The organism is Flavobacterium sp., assembly GCF_043778725.1.
Taxonomy (GTDB): domain Bacteria; phylum Bacteroidota; class Bacteroidia; order Flavobacteriales; family Flavobacteriaceae; genus Flavobacterium.
The window spans coordinates 1-3,467 of sequence record NZ_JAYWFT010000145.1 but is presented as its reverse complement, the minus strand read 5'-3'; the positions used below and the strand labels follow the sequence as shown (position 1 = coordinate 3,467).

Genomic DNA, 3,467 nt, shown 5'->3' with positions numbered 1-3,467 from the left:
ATCACCGACGGTTGCATTCTTGTGGCACACAACACTTCGTTTGATTATAGAATTTTACGAACTGAATTTAGACGATTGGGTTATGACTTTAATGCTAAAAATCTTTGCACTGTAGAATTATCCAAAATATTATTGCCAGAACAACCTTCGCATAGTTTAGGAAAACTAGTGAGAGCATTAGGAATTCCAATGTCTGACAGACATCGTGCAAGTGGCGATGCTTTGGCAACGGTAAAATTATTTAAGATTTTACTAGAAAAAGATATTGAAAAAGTCATTGTAAAAGAACTTATTAAAAGTGAAGTTGAAAAAGGAATTGCTCCAAAATTTCGCGATATAATTGATGGATTGCCCTCTAAAACTGGTGTTTATTATATTCACAACGAAAAAGGAAATCTAATTTATATTGGAAAAAGTAAAAATATAAAAAAGCGAATAAACCAACATTTTACTGGAACGAACAACAAAAGTAAAAAAATTCAGGCCGAAATGTTCACAGTAACTTATGATGAAACCGGCAGTGAACTTATTGCACTGTTGAAGGAAAGTGAAGAAATAAAAGTTAATAAACCAATATACAATCGTGCACAACGAAAAAGTATTTTTCAATGGGCTTTATATGAGGCAATTGACGAAAAGGGTTACATCAATTTGAAACTTCAGAAAGCTGACGGTAGAAAAAAAGAAATTACTGCTTTTACAACATTGCAAGAAGGTAAAAATGCACTTTTTAGAATTACAGAAAAGTACAATTTGTGTCAGAAACTGAATGGTTTGTTTGAAACTCAAAATTCTTGTTTTCAATATAAAATTAAAGAATGTAATGGTGCTTGCATTGGCAAAGAAAGTCCTGAAGAATATAACGAAAGAGTTACCGATTTTATAAATGAAATGGCGTTTGAAAACAACAACATGATCATCATTGATAGAGGTAGAAAAGTTGACGAACGCAGTGCTGTTTTAATTGAAAACGGAATTTACAAAGGCTACTGTTTTTATGATTTGAATTATCAAATTACAAACATAGATATCTTGAAAAACATCTTAATTCCGATGCAGAATAATCGTGATACTAGAACGATTATTCAAGGTCATTTGAGAAAGAATAAAGTGATGAAGATTGTTAAGTTCTAAAAAAGAAGAAAGAAAATAGAATAAAGAATATAGACCTTTTGAATTATCTAATAACTATTATCGGACCGACTGCTATAGGAAAAACGTCCTTGAGTATTGCTTTGGCGCAACATTTTGGTTGCAACATTATTTCGTGTGACAGTCGTCAGTTTTTTAAGGAAATGAAAATTGGTACGGCTGTTCCAAATGATGCAGAATTGGCAAGTGCAACACATCATTTTATTCAGAATAAATCGATTTTTGAAAATTATACAGTTGGAGATTTTGAAAATGAAGCTGTAGCCAAATTGGAGGATTTATTTCTAGAAAATAACGTTCAGATTATGGTTGGTGGTTCGGGTTTGTATGTAGATGCTGTACTGAAAGGATTTGATAGTTTCCCGGAAATAGCAACAAATATTCGTGAGAAAGTTCAATTAGACTATGAACAAAATGGAATAGAATACCTTCAAAATATTCTGAAAGAATTGGATGTTGACTATTACAATTTTATATTAGAAAGCAATGCGCAAACACTTCAAAATCCGCAGCGGATGATGCGTTTTATAGAAGTTTGCCTTGGAACAGGAAAACCATATTCAAGCTTTTTAAACAAAGACAAAAACACTAGAAATTTCACTCCTATCATCATTGGATTGGAAGCCGAAAGACAAATTATGTACGACCGAATCAACCAACGAGTTGCTATAATGATAAAAGATAGTTTGGTAGAAGAAGCTGAAAAATTATATCCAAATAAAGAATTGAATGCATTGCAAACGGTTGGTTATAGAGAGTTATTTCAATATTTTGATGAAGAAATAACCATGGAGTTTGCAATAGAAGAAATCAAAAAAAACACAAGACGATTTTCAAAAAGACAAGTTACTTGGTTTAAAAGAACCGAAAATGCAGTTTGGTTTGATTATTTAGATGATAGAAAAAAAATAATAGAGCATATAAACAACAAAATTCTTAATTCTTAATTTTTTTTATGCCAATATCTAAACACTTCACCTCTATTCTAACCAAAGATTGGGAAATTAATTTTCTTCAATGTTACCCAAATGGTTTTTTGAAATATACTGAATTGTGTAATCTTTTTCAGTTGACGGCTGCAACACATTCGGAAGTTGGAGGAATTAGTTTTAGTGATATGCAAGAATTTAATCAAGCTTGGGTGTTGAGTAAAATGCGTGTAGAAATTGTTCGTTTACCAAGATGGAAAGAAATTGTAACGGTAAAAACTTGGATTAAATCATTAGAGAATTCTAGATCTACGCGTTGTTTAGAAATGTATATTGGAGATGATAAGATTGTGGGTTGCGAGACTTTTTGGGCTGTTTTTAATACTGAAACACGCCGACCAGAAGGGTTGGCATTACCTCATGAACATTTTGAAAAATTTCCTGATGATGATGCAACTGAAAAAAGTTATTCTAAAATAAATATTAAAGATGAGTTTGAAGTGGTGGCAGAACGAAAAGTTTTACTATCAGATTTGGATATTGTGAATCATGCTAATAGTGTAAAGTACCTTGAATGGTGTTTGGATTGTGTTGATTTTAAAATTCTTTTAAAACAGGAATTATTGGCCTTTGAAATGAATTACTTGAAGGAAGTTTCGCTAAATGAAACGGTTACTATTGGTAAAAATGAAAGTATTTTTACGATCAATAAAGAGGGAAAAGTTTGCTTTGCACTAGAACTTGAATTGAAAGACTAAATTTCTATTTACCACTATTTTTTAGCCCTGATGGGAACGGCATCCTTTTTATTTTTTTTCTTTAAAAAAATAAAAAGATATAGTGGACAGCAGGAATAGCTTCTAAAAAAAAAGCTCCCAATTACTTGAGAACTTTTTGCTTTATTTTTTTACGACTAGTCTAAATCCTTCGCCGTGAATATTTAAAATTTCTACGCCTGGATCGTCTTTTAGGTATTTTCTTAACTTGGCGATGTAAACGTCCATACTTCTAGATGTGAAGTAGTTATCGTCTCTCCAGATTTTTGTTAAGGCTAATTCTCTTGGCATTAAATCTTCTACATATACTGCCAACATTTTTAGCAATTCATTTTCTTTAGGAGATAATTTAATTGGTTCGTTACCTGGAAAATTCAAGAAACGGAGTTTAGAATTGAGATGAAATTTACCAATTTGGAATTCGAATTGAACATTTTCTGCTTTAGTTTCTGATGATTTTCTTTGCATTATAGCCTTGATTTTCATCAATAAAACTTCAGAGTCGAATGGTTTGTTTAGGTAATCGTCTGCTCCTACTTTATATCCTTTAAGTACGTCTTCTTTCATGGTTTTGGCCGTTAAGAAAACTATTGGCACTTCTTTATTTTTT

Annotated in this window: 4 protein-coding genes; 3 read left to right on the top strand and 1 reads right to left on the bottom strand. The window is 31.5% G+C overall.

The features are described from left to right. From ACH2CG_RS13590 to ACH2CG_RS13580, 3 genes are all read left to right on the top strand, one after another. Positions 1 to 1,134 (top strand): exonuclease domain-containing protein (locus ACH2CG_RS13590; protein WP_395066102.1); only part of this gene is annotated, 1,134 nt, incomplete at its 5' end. 38 nt (positions 1,135 to 1,172) lie between these two features. Then, on the top strand, positions 1,173 to 2,099 hold the full coding sequence (miaA, locus tag ACH2CG_RS13585; RefSeq protein ID WP_395066100.1) for a tRNA (adenosine(37)-N6)-dimethylallyltransferase MiaA: 927 nt from the start codon (positions 1,173 to 1,175) through the stop codon (positions 2,097 to 2,099). A gap of 8 nt (positions 2,100 to 2,107) precedes the next feature. After that, positions 2,108 to 2,839: an acyl-[acyl-carrier-protein] thioesterase gene (locus ACH2CG_RS13580; protein WP_395066098.1), complete on the top strand. Its 732-nt coding sequence runs from the start codon at positions 2,108 to 2,110 to the stop codon at positions 2,837 to 2,839. Positions 2,840 to 2,980: 141 nt separating this feature from the next. Here ACH2CG_RS13580 and ACH2CG_RS13575 read toward each other — a convergent pair. Then, a partial coding sequence (locus tag ACH2CG_RS13575) for a response regulator transcription factor (protein WP_395066096.1) occupies positions 2,981 to 3,467 on the bottom strand: 487 nt, incomplete at its 5' end.